This window comes from Paraburkholderia sp., assembly GCF_028283785.1.
In the GTDB taxonomy this organism is placed as follows: Bacteria; Pseudomonadota; Gammaproteobacteria; order Burkholderiales; family Burkholderiaceae; genus Paraburkholderia.
Genome location: NZ_JAPWKB010000019.1, coordinates 1,327,838 through 1,352,014, shown reverse-complemented (window position 1 = coordinate 1,352,014; position 24,177 = coordinate 1,327,838). Strand labels below are relative to the sequence as shown.

At 62.3% G+C, this 24,177-nt stretch carries 19 protein-coding genes; 12 read left to right on the top strand and 7 right to left on the bottom strand.

Features of this window, described 5'->3' with window-relative positions; all coding sequences use genetic code 11:
• The first annotated feature begins 172 nt into the window (after positions 1–172).
• The 8 genes from PW947_RS28275 (at position 173) to PW947_RS28240 (ending at position 12,274) form a co-directional block, all read left to right on the top strand.
• The gene (locus PW947_RS28275; RefSeq protein WP_299635661.1) at positions 173–607 is read left to right on the top strand and encodes a DUF4399 domain-containing protein; all 435 of its coding nucleotides are present in this window, start codon (positions 173–175) and stop codon (positions 605–607) included.
• 21 nt (positions 608–628) lie between these two features.
• Entirely contained in the window at positions 629–1,081 is a 453-nt protein-coding gene (locus PW947_RS28270) for a DUF4399 domain-containing protein (RefSeq protein WP_299635660.1), read from the top strand.
• A 343-nt stretch (positions 1,082–1,424) separates the two neighbouring features.
• The gene (locus PW947_RS28265) at positions 1,425–2,789 is read left to right on the top strand and encodes an efflux transporter outer membrane subunit (protein WP_299636067.1); all 1,365 of its coding nucleotides are present in this window, start codon (positions 1,425–1,427) and stop codon (positions 2,787–2,789) included.
• Between the two features lie 265 nt (positions 2,790–3,054).
• Positions 3,055–5,622, top strand: coding sequence for an FHA domain-containing protein (locus PW947_RS28260; protein WP_299635659.1), 2,568 nt, complete (start codon positions 3,055–3,057; stop codon positions 5,620–5,622).
• Complete coding sequence (locus PW947_RS28255; protein WP_299635658.1) at positions 5,609–6,994, top strand: HlyD family efflux transporter periplasmic adaptor subunit; 1,386 nt, start codon at positions 5,609–5,611, stop codon at positions 6,992–6,994. The genes PW947_RS28260 and PW947_RS28255 overlap by 14 nt, the downstream gene beginning before the upstream one ends.
• An 88-nt stretch (positions 6,995–7,082) precedes the next feature.
• A complete protein-coding gene (locus tag PW947_RS28250) occupies positions 7,083–7,835 on the top strand; it encodes a peptidylprolyl isomerase (protein WP_299635657.1) in 753 nt (250 codons plus the stop codon).
• Between the two features lie 3 nt (positions 7,836–7,838).
• Complete coding sequence (locus PW947_RS28245) at positions 7,839–10,907, top strand: peptidase domain-containing ABC transporter (RefSeq protein ID WP_299635656.1); 3,069 nt, start codon at positions 7,839–7,841, stop codon at positions 10,905–10,907.
• Complete coding sequence (locus PW947_RS28240) at positions 10,904–12,274, top strand: sigma-54 dependent transcriptional regulator (protein WP_299635655.1); 1,371 nt, start codon at positions 10,904–10,906, stop codon at positions 12,272–12,274. Before PW947_RS28245 ends, PW947_RS28240 begins: the two co-directional genes overlap by 4 nt.
• 29 nt (positions 12,275–12,303) lie before the next feature.
• Here PW947_RS28240 and PW947_RS28235 read toward each other — a convergent pair whose 3' ends face one another.
• On the bottom strand, positions 12,304–13,074 hold the full coding sequence (locus tag PW947_RS28235; protein WP_299636065.1) for a protein phosphatase 2C domain-containing protein: 771 nt from the start codon (positions 13,072–13,074) through the stop codon (positions 12,304–12,306).
• Between the two features lie 5 nt (positions 13,075–13,079).
• A complete protein-coding gene (locus PW947_RS28230; RefSeq protein ID WP_299635654.1) occupies positions 13,080–13,376 on the bottom strand; it encodes a hypothetical protein in 297 nt (98 codons plus the stop codon).
• 697 nt (positions 13,377–14,073) lie between these two features.
• On the opposite strand from PW947_RS28230, the gene PW947_RS28225 reads away from it, so the two are divergent.
• Together PW947_RS28225 and PW947_RS28220 are read left to right on the top strand one after the other, a co-directional pair.
• Positions 14,074–14,565, top strand: coding sequence for a lecithin retinol acyltransferase family protein (locus PW947_RS28225; RefSeq protein ID WP_299636064.1), 492 nt, complete (start codon positions 14,074–14,076; stop codon positions 14,563–14,565).
• A 26-nt stretch (positions 14,566–14,591) separates the two neighbouring features.
• The gene (locus PW947_RS28220; RefSeq protein WP_299635653.1) at positions 14,592–14,843 is read left to right on the top strand and encodes a hypothetical protein; all 252 of its coding nucleotides are present in this window, start codon (positions 14,592–14,594) and stop codon (positions 14,841–14,843) included.
• A gap of 123 nt (positions 14,844–14,966) precedes the next feature.
• On the opposite strand, the gene PW947_RS28215 is transcribed toward PW947_RS28220, so the two are convergent.
• Both PW947_RS28215 and PW947_RS28210 read right to left on the bottom strand, forming a co-directional pair.
• Complete coding sequence (locus tag PW947_RS28215; RefSeq protein WP_299635652.1) at positions 14,967–16,181, bottom strand: MFS transporter; 1,215 nt, start codon at positions 16,179–16,181, stop codon at positions 14,967–14,969.
• Between the two features lies 1 nt (position 16,182).
• Positions 16,183–17,565: an LLM class flavin-dependent oxidoreductase gene (locus PW947_RS28210; protein ID WP_299635651.1), complete on the bottom strand. Its 1,383-nt coding sequence runs from the start codon at positions 17,563–17,565 to the stop codon at positions 16,183–16,185.
• A 222-nt stretch (positions 17,566–17,787) separates the two neighbouring features.
• Between PW947_RS28210 and PW947_RS28205 the strand changes: the two genes are divergently transcribed.
• On the top strand, positions 17,788–18,357 hold the full coding sequence (locus PW947_RS28205) for an XRE family transcriptional regulator (protein WP_299635650.1): 570 nt from the start codon (positions 17,788–17,790) through the stop codon (positions 18,355–18,357).
• 31 nt (positions 18,358–18,388) lie between these two features.
• Here the strand turns inward: PW947_RS28205 and PW947_RS28200 are convergent, their stop codons facing one another.
• Genes PW947_RS28200 through imuA form a run of 3 tightly spaced genes read right to left on the bottom strand, consistent with a single transcriptional unit; the run spans position 18,389 to position 23,759 of the window.
• The gene (locus PW947_RS28200) at positions 18,389–21,556 is read right to left on the bottom strand and encodes an error-prone DNA polymerase (protein ID WP_299635649.1); all 3,168 of its coding nucleotides are present in this window, start codon (positions 21,554–21,556) and stop codon (positions 18,389–18,391) included.
• Between the two features lie 6 nt (positions 21,557–21,562).
• Positions 21,563–23,095, bottom strand: coding sequence for a DNA polymerase Y family protein (locus PW947_RS28195; protein ID WP_299635648.1), 1,533 nt, complete (start codon positions 23,093–23,095; stop codon positions 21,563–21,565).
• Positions 23,025–23,759 (bottom strand): translesion DNA synthesis-associated protein ImuA, encoded by a 735-nt coding sequence (gene imuA / locus PW947_RS28190; RefSeq protein WP_299635647.1) that lies wholly within the window; start codon positions 23,757–23,759, stop codon positions 23,025–23,027. The genes PW947_RS28195 and imuA overlap by 71 nt, the downstream gene beginning before the upstream one ends.
• Positions 23,760–23,854: 95 nt before the next feature.
• Here imuA and PW947_RS28185 point away from each other — a divergent pair, with 95 nt between their 5' ends.
• Positions 23,855–24,142: a hypothetical protein gene (locus tag PW947_RS28185; RefSeq protein ID WP_299635646.1), complete on the top strand. Its 288-nt coding sequence runs from the start codon at positions 23,855–23,857 to the stop codon at positions 24,140–24,142.
• The last annotated feature ends 35 nt before the right edge of the window (positions 24,143–24,177 follow it).

Genomic DNA, 24,177 nt, shown 5'->3' with positions numbered 1-24,177 from the left:
GACCTAAGCTAAAGCACGATCGTCGCAGCACTGATCGGGGTTTTCACCGGTCGTTCCTGAACACACATCCATGCATCCGTCGCGCGCGTCCGCGACTGGATCGTCGTGTGTCGTGCGCGCCGCAACGCCGGCGTGCGAGGGGCGACCCGATCATTCTTCGGGAGAATGCGCGATGCGAAGAACCGTGGTGCTTAACGCTGTGTTCGCGCTGTGTTTCGCGCTATGCGCGGTTGTGCAGGCGGCGCCCGCACTCACGCCTTCGCCGCCGAATGCCGAGGAATACATCATCTGGCCCGCCGACGGCGCCGTGATTCACGGCGGCAAACTTTGGGTGCGGATGGGACTGCGCAATATGGGTGTCTGTCCGAAAGGCGTGAACGTGCCGAACACCGGGCATCACCATCTATTGATCGACACCGATCTGCCGCCGCTCGATCAGGAGATTCCATCCGATCGCAATCATCTGCATTTCGGTGCCGGTGAAACCGATGCGCGTATCGAATTGCCGCCCGGCAAACACACGCTGCAATTGCTGCTTGGCGACTACAACCACGTACCGCATTCGCCACCGGTGTATTCGAAAAAGATCACCATCACCGTGCAATAGCGGGCCGCGACGGAGAACGCCATGTCCAGGATCATTGCTGTTGCGGCCTTTGCTGTCGTCACCGCGCTTGCCACGATGGCCGCGGCGACCGTCAGCGCATCCGCTTACGCGGGCACGACGCCAGCGCCGCCGGGCGCCTTCGCGTACATCGGCTATCCGAACGACGGCCAGGTCGTGCAGGCGAACAAACCGTTTCGCGTGTGGTTCGGCTTGCGCTTCATGGGCGTCGCACCGAAGGGCGTCAAGTATCCGAACACCGGTCACCATCACCTGTTGATCGATACCGATCTGCCGCCGATGGACCAGGAAATTCCCTCCGACCGGAATCACCTGCATTTCGGCGCAGGCGAAACCGAGACGATGATCACGCTGCCGCCGGGTCGTCACACGCTGCAACTGTTGATGGGCGACGATATGCATATACCGCACAACCCGCCGATTTATTCGAAGAAAATTACAGTGATCGCTCGCTGATGCGCGCGACGCATGCGACACGCGTCACGTGATCGCCACATGTTTTATCCGGACCAACGATTTGTGTTGCTGTGTTGGGCGCGAGCCGTCACCCAGACATGCTTGCGCGCATGAACCAGCGTAGGCCGCGCTGGCGCCTCATTCGGTTTACCCCGTGTTTACAGGGCTTTTCGAGGCTAATTCACGATTGCTGACGCAGATGGCACGGCCTATGCCTTAGTCATTTGCGAACAGACAAACAGATGCGCCGACCCAACCGGTCTTCGGACCGAACCCCTGGCGCCCACTGGAGAGTATCGTGAATTCGTTGCTTTCGATCGGTGCAGCCGCCGTATGCGCTGCGATGCTGTGCGCGTGCGTGGATGTCAGCATGCCCGCCTATAAGCGCCCGGATACGCCGGAAAAAACGGCGTGGACGGACAACAGCGGCAAGATCGTTTCCGCTGCAGAGACGATCGAACCCGACTGGTGGACTGCGTTTCAGGACCCGGAACTCAATCGACTGATCGCGCAGGCCATCAGCGGCAACTTCGATATCAAGTCGCTGGCGGCACGTATTCAGGTGGCCGGCGCGCAGATCGCCGAAGCGCATGCAGGCGCGTTGCCGACCGCCGATCTCGGCGCGGGTGCGAACTTCCAGAAGACCACCGGCCAGGCATTCAGCAAGCAATACAACCTCGGCGGTCAGGTGAACTGGGACATCGATATCTGGGGCAAGGTCGAGAAGGGCGTGCAGGCACAAAAGGCCGAATTTCACGCGACGGAAGCGGATTGGCGCGCCGGCTACCTCGAACTCGTGTCGAACGTGTCGACCACGTATTTCCAGATTCTCCAGTTCGACGACCAGATCGACCAGCAACAGCAAACGCTCGAAACCAACCGCAAGATTCTCGCGATCTTCGACGGGATGAATCGCAACGGCCTCGTGCCGAAGACGCAGGTCTTGCGTCAGCAGGCGGAAATCAATCGCCTGACGACGGATCTGCTCGAACTGCGTCGCTCGCGAGATCTCGCCAACAATGCGCTCTCGACGTTGATCGGTACGCCCGCCGGTGAATTCCGTCTCGCCACCGGTCATTTGCAGCAGCGTGTGCAATTGCCGCCGGTTCCCGCCGGTTTGCCCGCGCAATTGTTGTCGCGTCGCCCGGACGTCGTGGCGTCCGAGTTTCGTGTGCTCGAAGCGTACGACCTCGTCGGCCAGGCCAAGCTCGCGCAACTGCCCACGATCAGCCTGACGGGGCACGGCGGCACCGCCAGTTTCGCGCTCACCGATCTGCTCAAGTCGTTCACGTACGGCTTTATGCCGAGCATCAACATTCCGTTGCTCGATCCTGGCGTGCGAGCCCATGTCAAGACCACGCAGGCGCAAACGACGGTGGCGGAGCAGGACTATCGGCGTACGGTCATGGGCGCTTTCGAAGAAGTGGAAAACGCGCTCGTCAATGTGAACGCGGACCGCCAGCAACGCACCGAATTGCAGCAGGAAGTGTCGCGTTTGCAGGTGGTCGCGGATCAAATCGAGGCGCAACTGAAAGAGGGCGTCGTGTCGCAACTCGAAGTCTTCGAAACCGAGCGCACGCTGCTTCAGGCGCAACAGGCGTTGCTGGCTAATCATCAGCAGAATCTGTCGGATACGGTGCTGCTTTACAAGGCATTGGGCGGCGGTTGGCCTGCGGTGGATGTGCAGGCGCAAGTGTCGGAAAAATAGCGACACCTCGCGTGCGAATCAACCGGTTTTCGTGGTGCATCGTGCGCACGGGCAGTTTCGCCGAAATCACAGAAAGTGCATCACGTGTCCATCGAAATGCGTATGTCAACGGGAAAATCCGGCAATTGACTACCGCAGTGTGTGACTTACAATCCATTCAGGCCGCCGCCCGGGCGGTTCGGTCGAATCATGCTTGCGCGCGGCGCCGCGCCGGCATTCCGTTGTTGCCGACGCAACAACGGGTAAACGCTTAGTGATCCAGACGATGAACCCCGGCGACGCTTCCATTGCTGAGATACATGCGACACAGGCCGATGCGTTCGACATCGTGCTGTCGCCTGTTTCTCATCCGGCGCTGGGCGCAATCCGGATCTGCGACGAACTGTTTGCGATAGGCCGCAGCGAAGCACCGTTCGACGAATACCCGCGCGAACTGCTGACCAAACTGTCGCGCCGGCACGCGCGCATTTTCATGGAACTGGGCGACGTCTATGTCGCCGATCTCGATAGCAAGAACGGCACCACGCTAAACGGCGTCGCGGTTCAACAGATTCCAAGCCGCGTGCGCGCAGGCGACGAACTGAATTTCGGCGGCGAACTGTCGTACCGCGTGGGTATCGCGCCGCGCGCGCGGGTCGTCAAACCGCGTGCACCGCAGGCGGTGTCGCTGACCTTGCATCCGGAACGGTCCGATCTCGGACTGCAACCGATCGATGTGCACGCGTTTCCGTTTCTGGTCAGTAAAGCCGACGATCTGTTCGCGCGCTACAAAGAGCGCTTTCCGCATCAGGTCAATTACATCTCGCGTCGTCACGCGCATATTTTCCTGAAAGGCGGCACGCCGTTTATCGAAGACCTCGGCAGCACCAACGGTACTTTCGTGGGCGGCAAGCGGCTCGATGAAATCGCGGTGCCGCTCAACGACGGCGACGTGGTCGCATTCGGTGGCGATCACTTCGTCTACAAGCTCGCGCTGCATAACAACGAAGTAATCGAACCGACGGTCACTCAAATGCTCCCGGCACCGGGCGCGGCCAGTACTCATGCACAGGGTCAACAGGCGGCGGAAGCGTCGGATGCGGACAAAACCCTGTTCGTAGGCGCCGCGCATTCGTTCCTCGAGATTTTCTGCGTCGATCGCGCGATGCAGCGCGAAGACGAGATCAACGACGCGTCGATTCCAACCGCGACCGATCTCGTCAAACAGGAAAAGCACGACCGTCACGACCGGCACGATGCGCTCGCGATCCGGACGCCGCGTCCGGCCCGTCCGCCGTCGAGAGGACGGGTGCTGTTGACGGAAATGAGCCGCGCGTTCGCGGGAAACGACCGGACGGCAGTGCGGCGCATCGCGTGGGGCGGCTTTTTCGTGGTCGTGGCGATTGCTGCGGTCGGCATTGCGCTGCACATGCGTGGCGCGAGCGAGCGCGAAATCCGCGACATGCTCGCCGCGGGCAATTACGAAACCGCGTCGCGTCTCGCCAACGATCATCTGAAGAGTCATCCGTCGGACACGCAATACAAGGCGCTCGGCACCGAGGCATTGATGAAGGCGCTGGTGCCGACCTGGCTCAGCGCGCTGAACCGGCGTGATTTCAACGGCGCAAGCGCGACCATCGAGCGGATGAAAGCACTCGGTGCGCCGAACTCGGACGCGAGCGCACTAATCGTCGAATTGCAGTGGGTCGGTGACCTGGAGCGGTTCGTAACGGGTCGTGGCGGCCCGGATGCGCCGATCCGGCTCTATGCCGACGAACCCACGCTTAACGATCTGCTCAGGCGCTGGAATGACGATGCGCAAAATCATCAACGCACGCTCGATCGCGTCGCGTCGTACGTTCCGGCATTCAACGAACCGTACGCTCAGGCGATGAGTCATCTGCGCAAATTGCAGAGCGACGATTCGGTCTATCTGGCGGCAATCGACCGGCTGAATACGACGATCGCCACCGAGCTCGCGCGCGACCGGCCCGATGCGCTGCCATCGGTATTCGACGATTACGCGCAGCGTTATCCGCGTCTCGCGGGACTCGACCGGCTTCGCGACGACTTGCGCCGCTACACGCAATTGCTGAACGATCTGCTCGCGCGTCGGCTGGTGCCCTTGCTCGCTTCGTTGAAGACCGCGCATTTTTCGACGCCGCCGTTTCAGGCGCAATTCCAGCAGTTGCAGACCAGTCGTCTGCCGTCCACGGATGTGATTGCGCGCCACGATGCGGTCACGGCGGCATGGCAACGCGGCGACAGCCAGCAGGCGCTCGCCGGGCTTCAGGCGATACCTGCGGGTCCGTGGTCCGACGCGCTCGGTAAAGAGCAGGCGCACAAGAAAGCGGTCGCGGATCAGTATGCCGAGGTTCGGAAGGCGCGGGGTACGGGCGGCTACGACGATCGCTTGCTGGCGTTTTACGGCGCGCTCGATCCGGTCGAAGACGCGTGGTACGTGCGCGCGGTGCAGACCGATGTGACCGCGATGCGCGACAAGGCGCTGTCGCGTGCGCAGGCGATGCTGGCGCGGGCGCAAAGCGCGTGGCGTCAATACCGCGCGGGTGGATCGATCGGAGGCGCGCAGCGGCTCGAAACGGGCATCTCCGAACGTTTTCGCAGCGAGGCGCGGTTGTTGTCCGATGCACGGACTTCCGCGCAACAGGGCATCCAGATTTACACGCAGCTGAAGGCCACGCATCCGGACGATTGGGACTCGCTGCTAAGCGATATCGACGACGAAGCGGATTTGCAGCGACGTTCACTCGAAGACTTGCGCATGGTGCTCGAACCCGGCGTGTTGCAGGCCAAGCTCGCATTGATCGGAGGCGACAGCAATGAAACGCGATAGTCACCCTGACGGTCATCCGCGGCCGCTGTCGGAAGCGCTCGAAGACCATAGCGCCGAGGGCATCGCGATCCTCACGGCGGAGCCGGTGCGGCTCGCGCGACTGCTGATCCTGACGATGGTCGGGCTGGTGGTCGCGGGTCTGCTGTGGTCGTTTATCGGACGCGCGGACGTGATCGTCAATGCACAGGGCGCGCTCGCGCCGGAGTCGGAAGTACGGCGTTTTTATGCGCCGATCGACGGCGAACTCTCCGACGTTTATGTGGCCGAAGGTCAGCCGGTTTCGAAAGGCGACGTGCTCGCGCGGCTGAACGCGCGTGGCGCGGTCGAAGCTGCCGCGAATGCATTGCAGGCGCAATTGAAGCTCGAAGATGCGGAGCGCGAATGGCAGCAGTTTCCGCAACGCAAGGAGCTGATGGAGCGAAAGGCCGCCGCGCTCAAGCAGCAGATCGAAGTGGAAGAGCATCAACACGAAAACCGCTTGTCGGAAGGCACGACGAAGCTCGCCGAAGGTCAGAAGGCACAACTCGCGGAAGCGCGCAGCGTGCTCGACAGCGCGCGCGTCACACGCGATGCGACGCGCCAGGAAGCCGACAGTTACTCGCGATTGTTCGCGCAAACGGGCGGCGGTGGCGTGTCGCAATTGCAGGTCCAGCAAAAGAAAAACGCGGCACTGGAGGCGGAGAACGCCTATCGCGTCGCGCAGTCGCGGCTTGCGGAACTCGGCTCGCGGCTGAGTCATGAATACACGCAGGCGAACGAGCAGCTCGAAACCAGCGGCCAGCAGTCGATCAATCTGCAGATCCAGTACGACGCGACGATGCGCGATATCGCCACCGCCGAAGACAAGTTGCGTCTGCAGGTTCAAGCCGCGCGACTCGCTGCCGACGCGGCCGCGCGCATCCGTTTCGAGAATATCGACAAGGATAATTTCCTGCTGATCCTCGCGCCGACCGCAGGCGTTGTCACCGATGTGACGTCCACGCAACCGGGCGACAAGATTCAGGCGAACGCGCCGCTCGGCGGCATTGCGCCGAAAGACGCGCGTCAGGTCGTAAAGATCGAAATCGCCGAGCGCGACCGCGCTTTTCTGCGTGAAGGCATGCCCGTCAAGCTGAAGTTCAATGCGTTTCCGTATCAGCGCTATGGGCTGATCGGCGGCACGCTTGCGTACATTTCTCCGGCGACCAAACTGTCGGCGCAGGACAAGCAACCGGTCTACGAAGGTCGTGTGACGCTCGATCGCAACTACTACCAGATCGCCGATAACCGCTATCCGCTGCGCTATGGGATGACCGCGATTGCGGAAATCGTCGTGCGCGAACGGCGCCTGATCGATCTCGGGCTCGACCCGTTCAGGCAACTCGCCGGCTGACTGCAAGAACACCTGTAGGCCCGCAGCGCGCGCACCACGCACGGCACTGCGACTACCCGATTCAATGGCAAAAAAAGGAGCGGAAGAGATGACCGCGATTGTGCGAATCGATGAAGAAGTCGTGGATGTCGCCGAATTTATACGGCTGCTAAAACTGACCGGCCAGTTCGAAAGCCTGATCGAACAACTGGTGCGCGACAAGCTGACGGTGCACGCAGCGAGAAAGCAGGGTCTGTCCGTGTCCGCCGACGATATTCAGGCGCGCGCGGACCAGTTCCGCCGTGTGCGCGGACTGCATCGCGCCACCGACATGAACCAGTATCTGGATGCGCTCGGTGTGAGTCTCGATGAATTCGAGGCCTTTATTACCGATGGTTTGTTTCAGGAACGGATGCTGGAGAGGGTTGGCAACGAAGCGGCGGTCGAAGAGTACTTTTCGTTGAATTCACCGAAGTTCGATGCCGTCGAAGTTAGCCACATCGTTCTGGATAGCGAGGGCAAGGCGAAGGAAATGGTCTCGTATCTACATGACGATCCGGATGCATTTGCGGAGATGGCGCGCGAACATTCGATCGCCGATACGCGCGATGCGGGCGGCATCATCGGCAAGGTGTTGCGCGGGTCCCTCAAGGCGGACATCGAAGCGAAAATATTCAACGCGGCCGTGGGCGATCTGCTCGGACCGTTTCCGTCGCCGGACCGTTCATGTTATGAAATCTTCGCCGTGACCGCGAAATATCCGGCAACGCTCGATGCCGATGTCGCGTCCGAAGTGAAGCGCCTGCTGCGCGAGGAGTGGTTGATTGCGCGCTCGCAGGAACATGTGATCGAGGCGCGCTAACTCATGGACGCTCCGCAGCTCACTCCGTCCACGCCGTCGGCGGCAGATTTTCTGGCCACGGTCGAGATCCTGTCGCCATTCACGCGCGAAGAACTCGAACGTCTCGCGCAACAGGCGCAATTGCGTGCGTATGGCTTTGGCGAAACGGTCGACCATGCGGGCGATCCGTCGGAAGGGCTGTATGTGATCAAGTCCGGCTCGGTCCGGATTTTCACCGAGGAGCATGGCAAGGAACTGAGCATGGGCGTGCGCAAGACCGGCGAGATTTTTGCCGAGATCGGAATGCTGCGTCCGTATGCGCATGAATGCTCGGTGCGTTCGTCGGGTAAAACCGAAATCCTGCTGATTCCGCGCGCCGCGATCGAACCGGTGATCGCCGCGAATCAGGCGGCGCTGGCGTTCGTGGCGAGTTACGTCGCGATCAGTTCGGCGGGCGGGTTCGTGGCGCAACTGTTCGATCTGCGCGGCAAGCTCAACAAGGAAGAACTCGAAGAATACGTGCGCAGTGTCGGGGTCAAACGTGTCAGTGCGGGAAAGGAAATCCTGAAACAGGATGCGCGCGACGATCGCCGTCTGTATGTGGTGCGGCAAGGCGAGGTGCGCATCGTGCGGCACGAGGACGGCAACGACTATCCGCTTGCGACGTTGCGCGAAGGCGAGATCTTCGGTGAGAAGGCGTGCTTGCTGCGGCAGGAACAGAGTGCGTCGGTGGTGGCCGTCACGGATGCGCGGCTGCTGGTGATTCCGGAGCGCACCGTACACTTTATTCTCGGCCGCAATCCGAAACTGCTGGAGGTGCTCGAAGAGCGCATCCGTTACGGCGACCGCGAATTGCAGCGTCAAAAGCGTATCGAGCAACGGCGCAAGCGTCCGCTGATTCTCGATCTGCATACGAAGCCGGAGTTCGGCGAGAAGGTCATCAAGCGGTTTGCGCTGGTCGAGCAAGCCGAGGAAATGGATTGCGGCGCCGCGTGTCTGGCAATGGTGTGTCGCCATTACGGCATTCCGATGACGCTCGGCAAGCTGCGCGAACTCGCCAACGTGACTACGCAAGGCGCAACGCTCGACAGTCTCGCGCGAGCGGGCGAAGCGCTGGGCTTTACGGCGCGTGGCGTGCAATGCACGTTCGATTCGCTTAAAGGATTCGATCTGCCGTTTATCGTTCACTGGGAGGGCTATCACTACGTCGTCGTGTACGGCGTATCGAAAGACACCGTGTGGGTTGCCGACCCCGGCGTCGGCTTCAGAAAGATGAGCGTCGAGGATTTCGAGCGCGGCTGGAGCGGCACCTGTCTGCTGTTCACCGCCAGCGACAACCTCGTGCAGCTGTCCGCATCGCGATCGCCGTGGATTCGTTTCATCGGCTATTTGCGGCCGTACAAAACCATACTCGGGCACCTGTTTCTGGCCACATTCGTGATTCAGGTGCTTGGCGTCATACCGCCGCTGATCATCCAGAATATTCTCGACGGCGTGATCGTTCACGAGAACGTGAGCCTGCTGCATCTTCTGATTGCGGGCTTGATCGTATCGAACGTGTTCTCTCAACTGATGGCGACGATCCGCGCGTACCTCGCGAATTTCATGGTGCGCAATATGGATTTTTCGATGATGTCGCAGTTCTTCAAACACACGATGTCGCTGCCGTTCTCGTTCTTTGCAAAGCGCAAGACCGGCGACATTTTCGCGCGCTTCCAGGAGAACCAGACGATCCGCGCGTTCCTCACGGAATCGACGGTTACCACGGCGTTGAATCTGCTGATGGTGTTTATCTACTTCTCGATCATGTTCGTCTACAACGTGAAAATGACGCTGGTGCTGATTGCTTTCGTCATTCCGATCATGGCGCTGACGGCATTGGCCACACCGAAAATAAAGGCCTATGCGCGCGAGGTGTTTACGTCATCGACGGATTCGAAGGCGTTTCTGATGGAGGCGCTGGCCGGTGTCGAGACGATCAAGGGGATGGGCATAGAACGTCCGGTGCGTTTGCGTTGGGAAAAGAAATACGTGAAGGCGCTCGAAGTGCAGTACCGCGCGCAGGCATTCAATATTCTCGTCGGCATGGGCAGTCAGTTGCTGAATGCCGCGACGACAATCGCGATTCTCTGGGTCGGCGCGAATCTGGTGCTGGCGCGCGAGTTGACCATCGGGCAACTGATCGCATTCAATGCATTCATGGGCAGCGTGCTGGGTCCGTTGATGGGGCTCGTCGGGTTGTGGAGCATGCTGAACGACGCGGGCGTTGCGATGGAACGGCTAGGCGACGTGCTCGATATCGAGCCTGAGCAGAAGCCGCAAGATCTGCCTTCGCGCGTCGTGTTGCCGGATCTGCAAGGCGAGATCAGCCTGAACGGCGTCTACTTCCGCTATGGCGACAGCGACAGCGCCTACGTGCTCGAAAACATCAGCTTCGACATCAAGCCGGGCGAACTGGTGGCGATCGTCGGTCGCAGCGGTTCGGGCAAGACCACGCTGGCGAAACTGCTGGTGGGCTTCTATGCGCCGAGCGAAGGCAAGATGAGCGTGGACGGATACGACATCAACGCCATCGACAAATCGTTTTATCGCGCACAGATCGGCTATGTCATGCAAAGCAATCTGCTGTTCTCAGGAACCATTGCCGAAAATATCGCCAGCGGCGACGACTCGCCTGACCGCCGACGTATCGAGGAAGTCGCGAAAATGGCCGACGCCCATGCGTTTATCACCAAGATGCCGCTCGGTTATGAACAGATCGTCGGCGAGCGCGGCATCGGTTTGTCGGGCGGCCAGATACAGCGGCTGTGCATCGCGCGGGCGCTGTATCACGACCCGCGTTTGCTGGTGTTCGACGAAGCTACCTCGGCGCTCGATTCGCAGTCGGAAAGCAATATTCTCGGCAACATGCACGACATCCTGAAGGGACGCACCGCCGTCATCATCGCGCACCGGCTCAGTACGATCATGCGTGCCGACAAGATTCTGGTGCTGTACGAAGGCGCCGTCGTCGAACAGGGCAGGCACGACGAACTCGTGCAGCGCAAGGGCATGTATTACCAGCTCGTCCAGAAACAGTTGAGCGCCGCATGAAAATCCTCGACCAGGTTGAAGACGCCAGCCCCGCGGTTTCCTATGCGGGTTTGATCGAGCGTATCGAGATTCTGCGGTCTACGTTGCGGTGGTCGTCGCGACTCGAACGTGCGGATATCGAGAAGCTGTTGCGGCAGGCGAGTTCGTTGCGCGACGAGGTGATGCAACTGTCGCACAAAGAGCGCTTCGTGCAGGCGGTGGCCGAACCGGTGCGGGTCGATCAATCGCGTGGCGCGCGGCGTCAGGCATTGCTCGAACGCAGTTTTATCTTCGAAGGCACGTTCGGCGATAACCCGAAGTTGCTGGAGGCGCTGGAAATCGCGGAAAAGGCCGCACCGACCGATCTCCCCGTGTTGATCGATGGTGAGAGCGGCACGGGCAAGGAGTTGATGGCGAAGGTCATTCATGCGAACGGCGGCCGCGCGGACAAGCCGTTTATCTCCGTCAACTGCGGTGCGATTCCGGAAAATCTGCTGGAATCCGAACTATTCGGTCATAAGAAAGGCGCGTTTACCGGCGCGTCGAACGACCGTAAAGGCAAATTCGAAAGCGCGCATACCGGCACGATCTTCCTCGATGAAATCGGCGAATTGCCGTTACAGGGACAGGTGAAATTGCTGCGTGTGCTGGAGTCGCATGAAATTCAGCGGGTCGGCTCGGATGAAGCCATCGCGGTCGATACGCGGATCGTGGCGGCGACCAATCGTAATCTGCGACGCCTCAGCGAAGAAGGGCGTTTTCGCGAGGACCTGTTTTATCGGCTGAGCGTGATTCACGTCACGTTGCCGCCGCTGCGCGAGCGGCGCGATGAAATACCGCTGCTATTGCAGTGGTTTGGCGATGAAGCCGCCGGCGCATTGAAACGCCGGCCGATCCGCTTGACCCCGCGTCTGCGTGATTTTCTGCTGACGTATGCGTATCCGGGCAATATCCGCGAATTGCGCAATGTGATCTACCGGATCTCATGTCTCGCCGGCGATATCGCCGATGTCGATCACTTACCGGTGGATGTCAGGCCCGTGTCGTTGGCTGGGTCGGGTTTGAATGCGTCGGCTGCGGCGGATAGCGTGTTGCTGGCGGGATCGAACGCGACGGCCGGTGTGTCGAGTCTGCTGTCGCTCAGCGACGCCAAACGCGCGGCGAGCGACGAAGCGGAGAAGGCATTTCTCGAACGCGGTTTGCATGAAGTCGGCGGCACGGTGGCCGAGCTGGCGCGGCGGGTTGACATGAACCGCTCGCATTTGCAGATGCTGCTTAAAAAGCACGGGCTGCATTCGAAGGACTTTCGCAATCATGCTGCTGCACGTGGTGCAAGAGCGAAAGACGATCTCGACGATGCGGATGCGGATACAGCGGACGCGAACTGAGTCGCGGCTGTGTCACGCAGGTGTTGACTTCAGGGCGACGGATTCAACAGCGTCTTGTCCGACGCGTCCGGATCTTCGGCCTGGACCACGACGGCCGAGATGTTGTCGTGACCGCCGCGTGACAGCGCAATGTCGACGAGTTCGTCGGATGCGCGCCGGCAGTCTTCGCCCGATAGCGCGGCCAGAATTTCGTCGTCGCTGACTTCGTTGCTGAGGCCGTCGCTGCAGAGCAGGAACACGTCGCCGTCGATGACTTCGATCGCGTCTTCATCGAGCGCGAGGCGGTCGGTTGCGCCCACGGCACGCGTGATCAGATGTTGCGCGGGATGATGGCGCGCTTCTTCCTCGGTCAGATGACCGAGCGATTTCATTTCTTCGACATGACTGTGGTCGCGTGTCAGCTGCCGCAACTGTCCTTGCCGGTAGAGGTAAATGCGGCTGTCGCCGGCCCATAGATAGCCGCAGAAGCGGTCGCAGGCGAGCAGCACCACGACAGTACTGCCGATGCGCTGAACCTGCCTGCGGGCGGCTTCCTCGCGCAACTGGCGGTTCGCCGTTTGCAGACGGGTGCGCGCGTCCGCGAGAAAGCGTTTCATGCTGGTGGGCGTGCCCATCTGACTCAAGGTATCCACGACCAGCCGGCTTGCGAGATCGCCGACGGCATGACCGCCCATGCCGTCGGCGACTGCCCACCGGCCGTGTTGCGGCTGGTCGAGGCAGGCATCTTCGTTGAGTTCGCGCACGCGTCCCGCATCGGATCGCGCCGAAGAAGACCATCGAAACAAGCTCGGACAGGTCACTGCATTCACGTCATTGAGCCCGCGTTGTTGGTGCTGCGTGCATCGGGGGACACGGTGATGGTCGAGTTGGAGCCTGCGTTCCGGACGTCGACCGTCTGAAACTGGTTGTTCATCTGGTTAGCATAGAAGCTGTTCGAGATCTCGTACAGGTTCACGACAGGTCCGAAGCTCGGCGTTTCGCGAACATAAGGCTGAATCCAGCCGTACACCCACGGTGCGCCGCCTCCGCCGCGAATCGCGGTCATCGCCTTGCGGTCGAGAGCGACATTCAACGCGAGGTCGTTGATTGTGATGGAAGCCATGATGGGTCTCCGGAGCGGCCGCAGCGTCACGGCCTTGGGTCAAAGAAGTGTCAACCGATACCGTGCAAATGTCGTGCCAATCGCATCACGCGCGCGTGCGTAGCGCGCGTGTTTACACAAGCCCTTGACTGTCCTGTGTTTGCGGGTTTTCCAGAGGGTATCCGCGCTGACGCCGCATCGGGCGGCGTTGCTTTCGGACCAACATCGCGGGTGGAAAAGCGGTGGTCGATCCAACACTTCCCAACCGGCCTGACGTGACGAAAACCGCTTCTCTGAAGCGGTTTTTTTATGGCGTCGATGGTTCGTTCGAAGCGATGTTCAAACCCGCATTCGAGCCATTTTCGCGGCCATGCGCCGACCGGTTCCGGATGCGCTGCGAGTGAGCGTCACGCGCCAACATATCGGCAAAAAAACTGTTGGCCGCATGCGGACATACCCTCACGTCAAAACATCAAGGACCGGCCGCAAAAGGCCGTTAAACAAGGGGTGAGCGCAAGGTGGCGCGATTGATGCAAATGACGACGCAACAGTGTTTGATTTTATCGATCCAGGCGCTGCCGGATCGGAACAGGACAGCGGGAAGGAAGCCATGAACAGAATCCAACGGTCGTGGGTCGCCAGAGGCAGAGGCCCGAGTCGCATCGCCGCATCCGTGTCGGCCGCCTGCCGGTCGTCGTCGTTCAAGGTCGCCGCGTCGATGCTGTCGATCGGGACTGCCGATCTGTTGCTCGACGATGCCGCCGCCGATCTGCAACCGGGCGCACATCTGGTCACGCAACGCAGCGGTTATGCGCACCACGGCATCTATGTCGGCAACGGCATGGTGGTGCACTACGCCGGCTTCGGCGGCTCCGCACAACGCGGTCCGGTCGAAGAAGTCTCGCTCGCGCAATTCGCTGCCGGTCATGCGGTTGCGATCCGCTTCGCCGCCGCGCCGAAGTTCGACAGCGACGAAGCCGTGCGTCGCGCCCGGTCCCGTCTTGGCGAAAACCGCTACAGGCTGCTGACCAACAATTGCGAACACTTCTGTGCGTGGTGCCTGTTCGGCGAAAGCCGTAGCGAACAGGTTCGCACGTGCCTCACGCACCCACGTACCGGTTTGCACACGCTGGTCGGCATGTGCGCGGCATGGATGAGAAACGGGAAGGGCGCGATCACGCGCGAATACGTTGTAGCCCGCGTCGCCTGACGCGATCTGGATCGATGGAGAACGACATGAACGCCGCCGAAAACTCGTTGCACTGGATGGTCGATAAATGGCTTGCCCCGACACCGGCGATGCCGGCACGCGTGGTCGTGCGATTCTGCCGCACCGGCGTGAACCGTCGTCGCTGCGTGTGCGTGGAATCGACCCGCCCGAGCGGCATCCTGTCGATCTTTTTCTTCCGTCACGACGACGGTTCGTGGAACGTGTTCCCGCCGCGTCATGAAACGCCGGCGATGAACGGCTACCGGATGGCTGCGTAAGATGCCGGCGATGCGCGATCGGCATGCAGGCGATGCTGCGATGCGCGCCACGCATGCAAGCCATGCTGGCATGCGCGTGACGCATGCGAACCGGGCCGCGCGACCCGATACGGCATTGAGCGGCTAACCTTTGCCGCCCGCGAGACGACGCGCATCGGGATGCCGACGCAGGCGCGCCATCGCAACACAGCCGAGCAGCGGCCCCACGGCCAGCACCGTGAAGGCGCCCGCCCAGCCCGCGACCGACACCACGTCGGGCACCAGATGGATGCTCACCAGCGTCAGCAGAAAACCCGCACAGGTCTGTGCCGTCAGCAAGGTGCCGATCGAACTGGGTTCCGCGAGTTCGGCAATGCTCGCCGAGAACTGCGCGGAATCCGCGATCACCGACACGCCCCAGCACAACGCGATGCAGCCGACGAGCCATGCCGGCGCGCCGAACAGCCAGCCCATGAGTGCCGCACATGCGCCGCTGACGGCCATCGCCGTCATCGTCACGGTTGTGCGCCCGAACCGGTCCGCCAGCATCCCGCCGAGCCACGCGCCGAGCGCGCCCGCCGCGACCGCGCCGAACGTCAGCCATTCGGCGGCCTGTCTCGGATGCATGACGCCGGATGCCGTGAAGCTCGCATCGAGGAAGACCGCGAGCCACGCCCACATCGCGTAAAGCTCCCACATGTGCCCGAGATAGCCGAGATTCGCCAGTCGCAACGACGGATTGCGCCATGCGGCAGCGAGTGCCGTCCACTGGATGCGGGTGGCGCGCGCCATGCCCGGACCGATGCCGCATAGCAGGATCGCGAAGCCCGAAACGAATGCGCAGCACGCCGCCACGCCGTAAATTGCGCGCCAGTTCGATCCGCCGAGCGCGGCGAGCAGATGCGGACTGGCGGAGCCGAAGGTCAGCGCGCCGACCAGCAAACCGATCAGCAGGCCGAGATCACGGTTCGCCCAGGTGGCCGCGAGCCGCATGCCGACCGGATAGACACCCGCCATGCAGATACCCGTCAGAAAGCGCAGCGCAATTGCAACGGGCCCGGCCGGTTCGAGCAGGGTCAGGCAAGCGGTTGCGACTGCGGCAATCAATGCACTGATCATGAAAAGCCGGCGCGGATCGTAGCGGTCGGCGAGCGACAGCAGCGCGCTGCCGATCGTGCCCGCGACGAAACCGGCCTGCACGGCACTCGTCAGCAGGGTCGCATCGAGCGCGGAGATGTGACGCGTTTCCTTGACGATGGCGACCACCGCCGACGACGAAAACCACACGCTCATCGCACCGACCTGGCAAAGCAGCAGGATTGCGAGCGAGCGGGTTTTGCCGCCTTGCACGTGAGACACGTTATTCACCTGAGCGGCGCGATGGGTCGATGTGGCGATATTGCGCGGCCGTGTGCGTGGACGGCAAGCGCGGATGGCCGAACAGTTTGTCGCGCAGCGTGCCGTCACGATACGCATGTTTGTACGCACCGCGTTCCTGAAGCACCGGCACCACGTGCGCGATGAAATCCTCGAAGCATTCGGGCGCTACGGTTCGCGACAGATTGAAGCCGTCCACACCGGCTTCGTCGGACCACGCGATCAAGGTATCCGCGACATGTTCCGCCGAGCCGACCAGCGGCGCCTGACGGCTGCCCAGCACGATCTGTTCGAGCAGCTTGCGACGGGTCCATTGCGGACCGGCTGCACGCGTCATCGCTTCGACGTTGGAGACGATCGCCTGACTCTTGCCCGTGTCGATCGGCTCGTCGGGATCGTAGCGCGCGAAGTCGATGCCGAGCGATGCGGCCGCATGAACCAGTGCCGCGTCCGAACTCGCATAGCGTTGGTATTCCGCGTATTTTTCCTGCGCGTCGGCGTCGGTGCGGCCGGTGATGACGGTCTGACCGAGGAAGATCTTCACATCGTCGGCGCTGCGACCGGAGGCGACCGCGCGTGCGCGGATGTCGTCGACCAGCGCTTTCACCGCCGGTTTCGCCTGACCGTTCAGGAATACGCATTCGGCATGCGTGGATGCGAACTGCTTGCCGCGCGTCGATGCGCCCGCCTGATACAGCACCGGCGTGCGTTGCGGCGACGGCTCGCACAGATGCATCGCATCGACGCGGTACTGCTTGCCGTGATGGTGGATCACATGGACTTTCGATGCGTCGGCATAGCGCCGCGCGGTCGTGTCGGCGAGAACGGCGTGATCTTCCCAGCTTCCTTCCCAAAGCTTGTAGACGAGCTCCATGTACTCGTCGGCGAGGTCGTAGCGGTCGTCGTGCGCCATCTGCCCGGTCAGACCGATTGCGCGCGATGCGCTGTCCAGATAACCCGTGACGATGTTCCAGCCGATCCGGCCGTTCGTCAGGTGATCCAGCGTGGACATGCGGCGCGCGAACAGATACGGCTGCTCCAGCGTCAGGTTGCTGGTGACACCGAACGACAGATGCGTGGTGACCGCTGCCATGGCCGGAATCAGAAGCGTCGGGTCGTTGACGGGGACCTGGACCGCGTGCTCGATCGCGGCGTCGGGGCTGCCGCCGTAGACGTCGTAGACACCTGCGACGTCGGCGAAGAAGATGCCGTCGAACAGGCCTTTTTCCAACGTTTTTGCGTACGCTGTCCAGTACGCCAGCTCTTTGTAACGGCTGGACTGGTCACGCGGATGCGCCCATAAACCCTGCTGGATATGGCCTACGCAGTTCATGTCGAAAGCATTCAGGTGAAGGTGCTTTGGCATCGTGTTGTGGCACTCCTGTGGACAGGGTTGTTGGGCGATATTCGGGTTGTTCGGGTCGCGAATCTGGATTTTCGCTTTTTGGTCGTGGTTTAATATAGTGGACCAAAAGGCACTATGCAAGACGACACGGTTTTTTATCACGGCGCGTGTTTTCACCTGTTTGCATTTGTGTTCGGCGTCCTCGACAGGACATTTTCGTTTCCGCTCTCGCCACGGTGTCTCATGTCCGATCCGTCTGCCAACGATCTTTCCCTTGCTATCGCGGCCCGCGTGAAAACCGAGCGCGAAGCGCGTAACTGGTCGCTGTCGGCGCTCGCGGAACGCTCCGGTGTGTCCAAGGCAATGATCAGCAAGATCGAACGCGGTGAAGCCAGTCCCACCGCAACGGTGCTCGGCCGGCTGTCCGGCGCGTTCGGGCTGGCGTTGTCGACCTTGCTCGCGCTTGCCGAGCAAACCGGCGACAGACTCAACCGGCACGCGCAACAGGCCGTGTGGGTCGATCCCGAATCAGGCTATTCGCGACGCCGTATTTCTCCCGCAAATGGCGGCATGCTCGAATTGCTCGAGGTGGAATTGCCGCCGCGCGTGCGCGTGCCTTATCCGTCCGACGCGTTCGTCTTCCAGCATCAACAGATCTGGGTCGAGGAGGGCGAATTGACGTTTCGCGAAGGCGCGCAGATGCATCGACTCGAAGCCGGCGACTGTCTGCAACTCGGCTCGGCCGCCGACTGCGAATTCATCAATGCAGGGCATAAACCCTGCCGGTATATCGTCGCGCTGGTGCGGCGCTAGGTGAGCGCGCTGGCGTCCGCCGTGTCGGCGTCTAGTGGAAATTGCGGCTGACTGTCGTCAGGCCGCCAAGCAGATACGACAGGTCTACCAGTCTTTGCGCCACCAGATGGCGGACTTCGCCTTCGCATTGCCATGTGCCGTACACGCCAAGTAAGGCCGCGCCCAATGCTTCCTTGCGCTGCTTCTCCAGCAAGCTCGGCCATACGATCACGTTCACGTTGCCGGTTTCGTCTTCGAGCGTGACGAACATCACGCCCTTGGCCGTACCGGGACGCTGCCTGACGGTGACGAGTCCGCAACCGCGTGCGAGGCGGCCATTGCGATAGGTGCGCAAGGTCGATGCGGGCATCAGGCGCTGCTCATGAAGCACGGGACGCAGCAGTTCGAGCGGATGACGGCCCAAGGTCAAGCCAACCGACCGGTAGTCGCCGACGATGTTTTCCGCTTCCGACGGCGCGCCCAGAACCGGCGTTTCGTCATCGACGCGCGCGACCGCCAGCATGTCGCGATCCGGCACCGCCGCCACCGATTGCCACAGCGCCTCGCGTCGATTGCCGGCGAGCGCGGCCAGCGCATTGGCGTCGGCCAGTACCTGCAGATCGTGCCGGTCGAGTTGCGCGCGGCGCGCGAGATCGGTCACGCCGGTGAATGGTTTGACCGCCCGCGCATTTTCGATGCGCTCGGCGGCGTCGTCCCGCATGCCGCGCAGCAGCGAGAGTCCGAGCCGCACCGCAGGACGCGTCGCGTGCGGATCGTTCGCAGGTTCCAGCGCCGAATCCCAGCCGCTGATCGTCACGTCTACCGGCGTCACCTGTACGCCATGCCGTTGCGCGTCCTGCACGAGTTGCGACGGCGAATAGAAACCCATCGGCTGACTGTTCAGCATCGCGGTCAGAAACGCTTCCGGTTCATGGCACTTCAGCCAGCTGCTTGCATACACCAGCAACGCAAAACTCGCGGCGTGACTCTCCGGAAATCCATACTCGCCGAAGCCCTTGATCTGTTCGAAAATGGCTTCGGCGAAGTCCTTCTGATAGCCGCGTTCCTGCATGCCGTTGACGATCCGGTCGTAGTATTTTTCGAGTCCGCCCTTGCGCTTCCATGCGGCCATCGCGCGACGCAACTGGTCCGCTTCGCCCGGCGTAAAACCGGCCGCGAGAATCGCGACCTGCATCACCTGTTCCTGAAAAATCGGCACGCCCAGCGTGCGTTCGAGTGCGATGCGTAAATCGTCGCTGGGATAGGTCACGGCCTCGATCTTTTGACGACGCCGCAGATACGGATGCACCGCGCCGCCCTGAATCGGCCCGGGCCGCACGATCGCCACTTCGATCACGAGGTCGTAAAACACGCGCGGTTGCAGGCGCGGCAACATGCTCATCTGCGCGCGCGATTCGATCTGGAACACGCCGATCGTATCGGCGCGCGAAATCATCTCGTAGGTCGGGTCGTCTTCGGGTGGAATGTCCTGCATCGAAAAGCGTTCGCCGCGACGCTCGGACACCAGGTCGAGCGTGCGTCGGATCGCGGACAGCATGCCCAGCGCCAGCACGTCGATCTTCAGCAAGCCAAGCGACTCCAGATCATCCTTGTCCCACTCGATCACGCTGCGATCGGCCATGGCGGCATTCTCGACCGGAACCAGGCGCGTGAGTTTGCCGCGACTGATCACGAAGCCGCCGGAATGCTGCGACAAATGCCGCGGAAAACCGAGCAGTTGCGCCGCCAGCGCCGCCCATGCCTGAATCAGCGGCTGGTTCGGATCGAGCCCGGAATCTTCGAAACGCTTCAGCAGATCCGCACTCGTATCGAACCACTGATGCGACTTCGCCACCGCGTCGACGATCTGCGGATCGACGCCGAGCGCCTTGCCGGTTTCGCGCAATGCACCGCGCGGCCGATACGTCGAGACCGCCGCGGCAATCGCCGCACGGTCGCGTCCGTACTTGCGATAGATGTACTGGATCACTTCCTCGCGCCGCTGATGTTCGAAGTCCACATCGATATCGGGCGGCTCGCCGCGCTCCTTGCTGATAAAACGCTCGAACAGCATATTGCCGCGCGCCGGGTCCACCTCGGTCACGCCGAGGCAATAACAGACCGCCGAATTCGCCGCCGACCCGCGTCCCTGACACAGGATATGCTGGCCGCGCGCATAGCGGACGATGTCGTACACCGTCAGGAAGTACGGCTCGTATTCGAGGTCCGCTATCAGGCCGAGTTCATGCTCGATCTGCTCCTGAACCTTGACGGGAATCCCGGACGGGAAGCGCCGATGCGCGCCGATATAGGTTTCCTGCCGCAAATACGCAGTAGGCGTGACGTCTGGCGGCACCAGTTCATCCGGGTATTCGTAGCGCAGTTCGTCGAGTGAAAACGCGCAGCGCGACAGCAGCGTGACGGTCTCGCGCAACGCGGATTCGGGGTACAGGTTGGCGATTCGCAAACGCGAGCGCAAATGCTGCTCGGCATTCGGCGCGAGATCGTAACCGCATTCATGTACGGGACGCCCGACGCGAATCGCTGTCATCGTGTCCTGCAACGGCTTGCGCGAACGCACATGCATCAACACATGACCGAGCGCGACGACCGGCACCGCATGACGTTGCGCGATGTATTCGATCGCACCGCGATGGATGTCGTCCATCGCGCGTTGATGCAGGATCAGACCGCACGATGCGCGATCCGGAAAGGTCTCGTCGAGCCATTCGAGTTGCGAATCGAGCACATCTTCTTTCGCCGGGAAGTCCGGCACGAGAATCGCGAGACAGTCGGGCATGCCGCGCAGATGCGTGTGATCGCGATCCGGCCGCGCCAGATCCTGCGGCGTCAGACGATAACTGCCTTTGGGCGCGCGCGTGCGCGCAAGCGTGATCAGCTCGGACAGATTGCCGTAACCCTCGCGATTCTGCGCGAGCAGGATCAGCCCGAATGCGGGCGTGCCGTCGGCGTTGACGAGCCTGAAATACGCGCCGATCACGAGCGGCAATTGCGCCTCTTTCGCGGCGACATGCGCGCGCACCACACCGGCGAGCGAGCATTCGTCGGTGATCGCGAGCCCGGCGTAACCGAGTTGCGCGGCGCGCGCGGCCAGCTCTTCAGCGTGCGATGCGCCGTGCAGGAACGTGAAGTTGGAGAAGCAGAATAGCTCGGCGTAGGCGGGCAGTCCTGACCCGGCCGCAGTGAAAGTCGCATCCATCGCGCGTCATCCGAACAGGCCGTGCAGGAACCAGCGCGACACTTGCGCGTCCCGACTGCTGGTGCGCTCGCGAAAGACCCAGTAGCACGACTGGTCGTCGGCTTGCGCGACGAAATAGTCGCGCGTGACGAGCCGTCCGTCGAACCAGCCGGATTCGATCCGTTCGCCCGGCGACACCATTTTGAGCGGCGAGCCATAGAACGGACGATGCTGGCGCATCAGCAGTTGCACGGGCGTCGCGAGCAGCCAGGTCGGGCGCGGCAAACCGGCAGGCAACGGCGCGTCTTTCGACACCTCGCCGACCGGCACCCAGCGGTTCGCAATTTCCGGCCGGTGATCCGGCGTCGGCGCGGGCCGCAGCACGTTGTCCTCGCCGAGCCGCGCGACCAGCAGTTCGACCAGCCGCGCGTGATCTTCGGCCGAACCGCCCGGTTCCGGAAACAGCGTGTCCGATGCGGGCGCGGCCGCTTGCACCTGCGATGCGTCGAGCCGCAACGCGATCATCGGCGCGTCCAGTTCGATCCGCGCGAGCCGTTCCTTGACGAGTCGCAGCAGATGGTCTTCGCGCCACGCGGGTTCGCCGAGCGCGATGTCGATACACGTGGGTTCGATCGCCTGACGGCCGCGTTCGTGTTCGAGCATGAGCGCGATGCCCATCACCGCGCACTGTTTCGCGGCCAGCCAGCCGCACAGTTGCGCGATCAGCCGATGCGCGACGAAGATCGCGGCGTCGGTGTGTTCGATGCGCTCGGGCAGTTCGATCCGCGCGGAGAAAGTGGGCGGCAACGCGAGCCAGTCGAACAGTTCGGGCGCGGTGCCGAACGCGCGGTCGAGCGAGTCGAGCAGATGCTCGCCGCAACGCCGTTGCAAACCGGCACGCGGCAGACGGCGCACGTCGCCGATGCTGGCGCAGCCGAGTCCGGTGAACCAGTCGGCGAACGGCCGCACTTCCGGCACCGACATCAACGGCAACGCCGCGAGCTGTCGTTCGAGCGAGGCCATTTTCAGCAGCCGGCGGTTGCCGCATCGGGCGAGCAGCCACGCGCCCTGGCCGGTCGGCGCGGCGCTGATGCGCGCGCTGAAACCGAGCGTCGCGAGTAGGGTTTTGGCTGCACGGCACAGCCGCAAGATGCCGCCGAACAGACGCAGGCTCGCGCTGACCTCCACCACGACGCTGGCTTCGTCGCCGAGCGCGACTTCCGGCGAAAACGTCATCAACGCAATCGCGACGTCGCGTTGCGCGTCGTGCTCGCGCACCGCGTCGCGCTCGAACATCGTGGATTCGGGCGCGACCGTCAGCACGCCGCCGCGCTTCATGCCGACACGCACGCCGTTCGCACGCGCGGTCGCATCGGCGAGTACGACGCGGTCTTTGTCCAGCACCACGCAACCGGGCGCGGGTTGCGTCGATGCGGCATCGCCGGACACGGGCGAAGGCGAGGGCAAAGGCAACGCGCCCGCCAGCGACTCAAACCGCCACTTCGGTCGGAACACTTCGAGCGGCAACCGGGGCAAGTGGACGGCGAGAAAGACGCGCATGACGGGAAAGCAGAACGGGCGTGGGTTGAAGGGGAATGGACAGCGGTTCCGCGCGTGTGGGACCTCGTCGCTTGACGATATCGACGCTGAGACTGTCGCCCGCCGGCCGCAGCGCGAGCCGCAATAGCGCCGGCGACGCGTCCTGCGCGACGGCGAGCGGGCGCACCATTACGAACAGCGTGTCGGACGACTGCGCGGCCAGATGCAGCCGCCGTAACGACGACGTCTGCACGTACTGCGCCCAGAACAGCAGCGCACCGCAACTGCCCGCGCGCAGGATCTGCTCGGCGGACCACAGCGCGTCCGCCGTCGTGGCGGCCTTGATCTGCATCACACGGTCGATCGGCAGGCCGATATAGCCGAGCCCGAGCCCGTTCGGCACATGCGGCGGCTGCACCAGCGCGATGGGACGGCGGCCCATTTCGCTCAGCGCCGGCCGCAGCAGGCGCATTTCGCCGACGCCGGCCTGCTGCACCAGCAGATCCACCAGCGCACCCAGCGGCCAGCCGCCGCCCGGCAATTCCGCCGACAGCGCCGCGTAGCCGGTATCCACCGTGCGCGCACGGCTGCGGGCGAGCTGCGAGGCGCGCCACAGCGACGGATGCAGGGTTTCCGGGTGCGCCAATAACGACGTGACCGGCGTGGAAAGCGGCGTAGAGGACATCGGAGTGCGGATTGCCTTAAATACTGTATGGATGTACAGTATCCTACACTGAATTCCGGGATAGTGAACCGGTACTTTTTCGAGGAGTGGCCGCGATGGATATGCGAGTACGGAAGCCCGTTTTGCACCCGATGCCGGAAATCGCCGCGTTCGTGGCGAATCTGAAAGCGGCGTTCGGCGACGCGGAAATCGACGACGCGATCCGTCGCGGCAAAGCCGGCGAACCGACCTTCCATGCGTCGGAGAATGGGCGTTCCGTGGGCACCGCGAGCACGGCGACGGCGAATGCGTGGCAGGTCGATCAGACCATCAGGGACCGGCACTACTGCGCTGGTTGCGACGGCGACTGCGTCGGCAAGGAAGGATCGTGCGTGGCGTGGTGACCCCGAGGCGCGCCGCTGCCGACAGCGGGGTGGCG